Here is an 8,030-nt window from a genome sequence, read left to right as displayed (position 1 = left end):
TAAATGACATTGCTTGCCTAGTCAGCAACCATGTGTCAGGGTCGCGTGTAAAGACCTGTCACGTCTGTTCATCTCGCTGGCCCGGCAAGTTCAAAAGGCAGACCTTACAGGTCTTCCTTTTTACATTACATTTGCTCCATTCAAAAACAGTCATATGAATAAAGTACGCTGGGGAATATTAAGCACCGCCAAAATTGCCCGGGAAAAAGTAATTCCCGCCATGCAACAAAGCCCTTATTGTGAGATAACGGCTATCGCCTCGCGCAATAAAGAACAGGCGCAGGAAGCAGCCGGCAAACTGGGCATTCCGGTGGTATATGGTTCGTATGAAGAATTATTAAGCGATCCCAATATCGATGCGGTATACATTCCCCTGCCCAATCATATGCACGTAGAATGGGCCATGAAAGCCATACAGGCAGACAAACATGTGTTGTGCGAAAAACCAATCGCGCTCTCTGCTGAACAGGCCACTGAATTGCTCCAGACCGCACAACAGCACCCCAATCTGAAAGTGATGGAAGCCTTTATGTACCGCTTTCACCCCCAATGGATACAGGCCCAAAAGCTGGTGAACGAAGGCCGCATTGGCCAGTTAAAGACCATTCATTCTTTCTTCTCTTATTATAATGCCGATCCTAATAATATCAGAAATCAAAAAGACTATGGCGGCGGTGGTATGATGGACATAGGCTGCTACTGCGTTTCACTGGCACGCTTCTTATTTAACAGCGAGCCGGTTCGGGTATTGGGCCATGTTACCATAGACCCTGTTTTGCAAACAGACACCATGACCTCCGGCATTTTGGAATTCACAACCGGCACGGCCACCTTTACCTGCAGTACCCAGTTGATGCCTTATCAACGCGTGCAGATCATGGGCACTGATGGCCGTATTGAAATTGAGATCCCATTCAATGCACCACCCAACCAGGTCACCCGGTTATGGCTGCATACAAAAAACGGTTCGGAAGAAATAAGTTTTGAACGGGTTGATCAATATACTTTGCAGGCCAATCTGTTTGCTCAGGCGATCTTGAACAATACACCGGTGCCTACCCCATTACAGGATGCTATAAACAATATGAAAGTAATTGAGACAATATTGAATACCGGTCTTAGCAGCCTTTAAATGCTTCCTGGCGTACGCCTGAGGCAGACTCGTGTAAATAACGAGCAGCTGAGATCGTTTGCTGGAAACGGGCGGGCTTTTTTATAAAATCAGCCGCTCCTATTTCAAGACATCGTTCTTTCTCCACCTCATGTATAGAGGTAGTGAACATAATTACGGGGATGCTTTTGTAAACGTTGTGCGCTTTCAAACGCGCGAGGGTTTCCATGCCATCGAGGATGGGCATATTCAGATCAAGCACTATAAGAGAAGGCATGCTTGATTCATCAAATGAGGTCTCCAGGTATTTAAGAACCTGCAGTCCGTTTTCTACCAGGTATATATCATTTGACCGACCAATTTCTTCAAATGCAGTATGCAACAAGTAGCGATCTTCCTGGTCATCGTCTGCGATTAAAATAAAAGGTTTCTGACTCATCTTTTTTTGGATAACAGTTAACAATACAAATCAGGTAAGTACACGAGGTAATTACACAAATGGACTCTAACTCGGGCTTTCCATCCTGATAGAAAAAATTCCAAAACAGTGTCTTAATTTGGTACAGAGTACTAATAATCAGAGAGAGAACCTTGATCCTTGTAATGAAAGTGGTCTTTGGGCTTGCTAATTTCAATCGTGGAGTAAGTTAGCCTATTCGTATGAAAAATAAAAACATTTCATAAAATTTCATACAATTCCCGTCATTTTACGGTGAAGTGATTACACATCGAAGTTAAACCTTTAAACAGTTTACACTGACCGTGATCAGTAAATAAAATAATCCGCTTCTTCATTGTCACGATCATTTTTAAAATGTAGTATATTTAATATCCGCTTCAGTTTTTACCATCTTATCCCAATCAATACTTATCCCGCTAATACATCATTTATTAACCTAAAAAATTTGATTATGGAAACGCTCGTTCACTATGGTCAAAAAGTTAATCAATTGTATGATTGCTTCATGCGGCGCGATTTAAACCCAATCATAAACACTCTGAGCCGTGATTGCATTTGGGAAGTAATGGGGCAACCCGACATTCCTTATGCCGGCATTTATCATGGCCGCGAAGATGTAAAACAATTCTTTACTAAATTGAATGATTGTCTTGACATGACCGACTTTGTGGTTGAACACATTCTTGAAAATGGCAACATGGTCATTGCAAGTGGTCATATGAATGCCGTGGCAAGAAAAACCAATAAACGTTTTTCTTCTTTCTGGTGTATGACCTATGAATTTAATGAAAACGACGAATGCGTCCACTTCCGCGATTGCGTTGATACCTTAGCTTGTGCAAGGGCTATGAAGTAATAAGAAGACCTGTAAGAGCCTGTCCGCCTTTGGCGGATTCGCCTTTTGAGTTTGAATAAACGGAGAGATGGACGATCCTGACAGGTCTTATTGAATTATGAAGACCTGTTAGGTTCGCCATCTGAGTTTGCATAAACAGAGAGATCAGCGATCCCCGATAAATCGGGGCGGGCGCTGACAGGTCTTATTGAATTATGAAGACCTGTTAGGTTCGCCATCTGAGTTTGCATAAACAGAGAGATCAGCGATCCTGACAGGTCTTATTGAATTAGTAAGACCTGTCAGGTCCAAGACATCAGACTGAGAGTGCAAGACTCAATGATGGACCTTACAGGTCTTACTATTAAACTTTCATAAACACAAGAATAGCAGCCCCACCCAATTCAATCTGATCGCCATTTTCGAGCTCATGCGACACGCCCGGTACGTTCAGTGACTTCATTTTGTCATCCGTGGTATAGATGCGGGTTTTATTGCCATTTTCGGGCAATCCGCCTTTATCGGGAAACAGGAAGAATTTATCGAGTTGTGGATTATATAATATATAAGCATGATTACGGCTTACATGCAAATTGGCGGTGCCTCGTTGCGCGTCGAATTGCGGATCGTCCTGCGCCCAGAAAACAATATCATTCGTATGGATCCTGCCTGTAGACAGCTTCGGATTTTTTGTCCGGCCTATATTGAACTTTAATTGTTGTTGCGGATCCAATTCGTATTCAGGAAACTCTGTTTGTCCTACCAACACCTGCAACCGCGCAACGGAATATTGTTGAAAAAGGTCCTGCCCCCGCCTAATCACTTCCAAACCAAAAGAACCACGGGTGATGCAGTAATCAGGCACTTTATCATTGACCAGGTGATGTTCAAAAAACCAGCCGCCCGCCAGTTGAATGAAATTATTTATCAGCTTACGTTCCAGGTGATCTTTTTGGAACATACCCGGCGTATCGTCGCACAGGGCTACCTTCAGCGTTTCTTCCAGCTCTTTACTATTGCATACTACGTATAACCGCAAACCGGCAATGGTGTGTCCTTTTTCATCAATATATGGTTTCAGGCCATTTATGATGAATTTGATGATCTCCTCCCGCTTGGCTTTTGTGGCAGGTATCGACAAGGTGGGTTGCACATTACCTGTTGGCAACGACTCGCTTTGCTCGGGCGCTGCCGGCGTGGGGTTGGTGAGGAGCCTTTTAAAAAAGTTTTTCATTCGGTCAATTGTTTATTGATTGATTAAAGGGGCAGTAGTTTTAATTTGGAAGTTTACTGTTGAAAGTTTCAAGTTGAAGGTTTCAAATTGAAAGGTTCACCTATTGGCTTTCAACTTTGAACTTTTAACTTTCAACTAGAAAGACGTTATATACCCTCTCTTCTCCAACACTTTTGCTATCGAATTAGCCACCAGCACAGCGTTAGACGACCCCTTTCCTCTTTCAATCCTTATACAGGTCACAGTGCGTGAGCGGCCATCGGGTGTGGGCGCAAAGAACACATACCATCCATCGGATTCTATTTCACCATTGATCACCCGCTCGGGCGTACCGGACTTTCCGGCCACTACTATATTCTTTACCTTTTGTTTTCCCGGTTGGTTACTTTGATCTATCATGAACCGCATCAACGTGCCGGCATAGGCCGAATCTTCAGCTACCTCAACACCAGTTGCCATTGGCTGTTTAACCCCTGCTTCTTTCAACAAATACCTCGATGGCATCATCACACCGTTATTGGCAATGGCGCCCGCCATCCGCGCCATAGACGCCGGTGTGGAGGTGAGCGAACTTTGCCCCCAGGCCAATCCCGAAAACGGACTGCGGTACCGGTTCTTGGTACCCATTAATTTGGGATTGTTATAAGCCCGGCGATCGTGGTTCATCACTTGCTTCTGCCAGTCGGCCAGGTCTTCTGCTGCTTTTACTTTATTGGTAGTAGGTGCATAATCATAACCACCGCGCTGATCGATATTCATCCCCGTTGCCTGGTACAAGGTGGCCATCTGTTCTTCCAGGTTGTTCTCATTGGCCATGCGAATAAAAAAGATATTGCTTGAATTAACGATGGCCTCATGCATATCTACATAATTCACCTTGGGAATAAACGGCTCCTGTTCTGTTGGGTTATCCCGGAAGATCTCAGGGCGATAGATATCTTTATATTTTACTTTGGTGGCATCAGGGCCCAATTTATTAAGGGCAGCCATCCCGGTCAGGATCTTTGCAGTAGAACCAGGCGCCGTGGCATAGGTCATCCCCAGATCACGATCGGTAACCGGTTTAGGCAGTTTATTTCTTTCCCGATCGGGTAATAACATCAGATCGGGCATTTGCAAATTCGGTAAGGGATTCAGTGCAGAAGCCAGCAGATCGCCAGAGCCGGCATCTAACACTACCACGGCTATACGATCGTTTTTGAAATTGCTTTTATGCAGCGAATCCTGTATTTCCTTTTGCAGCGCCGCATCGATGGTCAAATGGATATCCCGGTCTTTGTGTTTTATACTTCGAAGGGTTTCATTGGTAGTATCGATACCCGATTGCAGGCTTTCTACCAGGGGCGAATAATCATAGCTCACCAGTTTGATGGTCTTTTGTACCGGCCGGGTAAATTTATCAGGGCGATATTCTGAGCTTACATAATCGCGCTTTTCCGGACTGGTAGCATAACCGCGTAAAGCCGTAAGGTGTCGGGCCTCGGCAAAATAACCATTGCTTTGTCCCCAGAACAGCCGGGTATTATAATCGCCCGTCCAGAAGAAGAGATCTTCTTCAAAGGGGTAAAAACGCACCACTCTTTTCTGCATCAGGTTATCGAGCCGGGTGGTATCGATGCCTGCTGCGAGATAAGCATCCAGATGATCTTTGATCACCTTTGGTTCACTGGTAGCGATCACCAGTCCATTACGATCGTAAATAGAACCGGCCGCCAGCACTCGCGTCAATTTATCAATACGTGGGTTGTAACTATAAATAGGCAATCCGTTGCGATTGATGACCCGGGCTGGCCGCACTAAGATCTCTTTACTATGCACCACCTGTACCTGGTACAACTTCACCATCAATACGGCAATGCCCGATAAAAAGAACAGGATACCGGTACCCAATACAAAGTCGTAATACTTACGCAGGTGTTGGGTTTGAATGGCCAGTCCGGGCCGGGAAGAAATACCGGCTACAATGCCCATGGCCGCGAGGTTAACAATAAGGGAGATCTTGCCATAACTAAGAAAAGGAACGGTGACCCCTGTCAATGGCAAAAGCCCAATGGAGCCACCAGCAATCAGCAGGAATTGTATACCCGTTGCAATGGCAATACCGGCGCACAAATAAAAGCTAAACGGCTGACCTGCCCGGCGGGCATGCAAAAAAGAACGATGGATCAACATACCGAAGATCAGGAACACCGCTACCAGCCCCAGCCAGCCCAGTTCTTCGCCAATGCTGGGCAGGATCATATCTGTATGCGCAGCGGGCATGGTATTGGGAAACCCACGACCGGGCCCTTGTCCGGTCAACCCGCCCGATGCGAGTGTCCAGTAACTATGTGCAAGGTGGTCGCCGCCAAAAACGTCATTATCCCATTGGCTAAGCCACATGGCTTTGCGATCGGCCAGGCGATCGCCAATACCGGGCAATTGATCCCCAAAGGCAAAGGCTGCAATCACTAATAATACGATCACCGGTGCATCGGCCAATACCGCTAAAACACCATACCATTTCACCGTTTTTACCTGGTGCTGAATGATCATAGTTAGAATAACAGCCACGAAGCTGATGGAGGTTGCCAGCCAGCCGGGGAGATAATTCAGCAACACACAATACACCACACCTGCCAAAACCGTCAATAATAAATTGCCCCGGGCAATGCTATAGAAGAATAAAAAGGTAAAACAAACTACCATAGCTGGCCCCATATCACCCATGAGCAGGTACAGTGCCAACACCACGCCTACCCCTGCCAGCACACCAATACTCACCAGAAAACGCCAGCGGATATCTGATAAATTGCGGATGTTCTCTTCATTGGCGGCAAAGAATCCGGCCAGGAACAACAACAACAGGTACTTGGTTATTTCGCTGGGTTGAAAAGTAAAACCACCGAGTTGAATATTTACTTTCACCCCACTTCCTTCAGGACCTGTTCCTATCAGCAGCGTCAACAATGCCATACCAATGGCCAGTGCCAGCCAGGTCCAGCCACGCAGGCCGTATACATTCTTTTTCCTGAAATTGAACAGGGCATCGAACCACCAGCGCGTATATAATTTACGGATGTCGATCAACGCAAAAACAACAAACCCCACTAATCCAATGAGCACACCTTGCATGGCCTGTGCAGCATGCAGGGTATCGGTTAGCGGGTTTTGTATACTAAATAATAACAGGGTAGAAATGCTGCATAATAACAGCAGCAGTGGCAGCATAAAAACGTCAGGTTCTTTTTTTCGCAGCCATAAAATGATATGCGCCAGGAAGAAGGCCAGGATGCAACCACCGGCAATCAGCCAGTAAGCCGTAGTAAATTCTTCCGGCGTTCTTACCAGCAGCACGCCGTCTTCTTTCATTTGCGCATAGGCGATAGGCCCTATCAACCTTATCTTATGCGGTTTGCCAGTGAAGGTAAAGAACCTGTCTTTTGACAGCCGGGCACTCCCCTGACGGGCGCCAAATTCAAAACCGGGTTTCAGCGGTAGCACACTATAACCTGAATCTTTTATCAGACCAGTAAAATGAAATTCACCATTAGCACCGGTACGGGCATACAGCACATGATCATAGAGAGAGTCTTCATCGAGGGTGGCAATGTGTTCGCGCAATTGCACCAGGGTGCCCGCCATGGGTTGGTCCTGGTATAGGATACGACCGCCCATTTCATGCGTCCCGGTTGATACATTCACCGATGCCGGGTAGGCAGTAGGATCATGTAATTCTTTTTGATACAACACCGAATCAAAACCCAGTCGTTGTCTGGAGGCTTCCAACCGGCCCTGAAAATCTACACCGCCATTGGGTGCTTTCCATTCAACAGGCGCCAGCAGGCCAAAGCTGCCTTTATTGATGGCACCGAGATTATCTACGCTGCCCACGGTGATCAGCCGCATCGATAAGCTGTCAACCAGCAGATCAACATCGCGATCGTCGGCAAAGAAGTTACCGTTGGTGATTATCTTTCTTAGGGAGTCTTTATTTAACCCGGCTTCCAGCTTGATGGCCCGGCCTGTTTTCAAGGCCACCTCGGCGCGGTTCAATGCGGGTGAGAGTGTAATAAATAATTTTACAAATAGTACGAGCATCAACACGGCGGCGCCTGCCAGGAGTAACCAGGCTTCCTGTCTGCTCTTATTAGTATTTTTCGGGTTAACTTCCATTTTCGTATTACTTATATCGAAGACCTGTAAGGTCCGCCATTCGAGCTCGCATTAATAGTGTGATGACGCGGTCCTGACAGGTCGGATTTACAAAAACAAGCAATGTGACCCAAGGTAGAACTACTCTTTGAACAAGACCTGTCAGAGCCTGCCCCGCTTTGCGGGGTGCAATTCAATTGTGGCAGGCGGCTCTTCGAGCAAGACCTGTCAGGTGCAATTCAGCCCACTACTATGG

5 protein-coding genes are annotated in these 8,030 nt (G+C 46.3%); 2 read left to right on the top strand and 3 right to left on the bottom strand.

What is annotated here, in order from left to right:
* The first annotated feature begins 154 nt into the window (after positions 1-154).
* A complete protein-coding gene (locus J7I42_RS24250) occupies positions 155-1,132 on the top strand; it encodes a Gfo/Idh/MocA family protein (RefSeq protein ID WP_209141469.1) in 978 nt (325 codons plus the stop codon).
* Here the strand turns inward: J7I42_RS24250 and J7I42_RS24245 are convergent.
* A complete protein-coding gene (locus J7I42_RS24245) occupies positions 1,119-1,550 on the bottom strand; it encodes a response regulator (protein WP_209141468.1) in 432 nt (143 codons plus the stop codon). The genes J7I42_RS24250 and J7I42_RS24245 overlap by 14 nt on opposite strands.
* Positions 1,551-2,022: 472 nt before the next feature.
* On the opposite strand from J7I42_RS24245, the gene J7I42_RS24240 reads away from it, so the two are divergent.
* Positions 2,023-2,427 (top strand): nuclear transport factor 2 family protein, encoded by a 405-nt coding sequence (locus J7I42_RS24240; RefSeq protein ID WP_209141467.1) that lies wholly within the window; start codon positions 2,023-2,025, stop codon positions 2,425-2,427.
* Between the two features lie 343 nt (positions 2,428-2,770).
* Here J7I42_RS24240 and J7I42_RS24235 read toward each other — a convergent pair whose 3' ends face one another.
* Together J7I42_RS24235 and J7I42_RS24230 are read right to left on the bottom strand one after the other, a co-directional pair.
* The gene (locus J7I42_RS24235) at positions 2,771-3,640 is read right to left on the bottom strand and encodes an FHA domain-containing protein (protein ID WP_209141466.1); all 870 of its coding nucleotides are present in this window, start codon (positions 3,638-3,640) and stop codon (positions 2,771-2,773) included.
* A 135-nt stretch (positions 3,641-3,775) separates the two neighbouring features.
* Positions 3,776-7,795 (bottom strand): FtsW/RodA/SpoVE family cell cycle protein, encoded by a 4,020-nt coding sequence (locus tag J7I42_RS24230; RefSeq protein ID WP_209141465.1) that lies wholly within the window; start codon positions 7,793-7,795, stop codon positions 3,776-3,778.
* Positions 7,796-8,030: the final 235 nt, after the last annotated feature.

Origin of the sequence: Niastella soli, from assembly GCF_017742245.1 — a bacterium.
Lineage (GTDB): Bacteria > Bacteroidota > Bacteroidia > Chitinophagales > Chitinophagaceae > Niastella > Niastella soli.
This window is presented reverse-complemented; position numbering and strand designations above follow the sequence as displayed.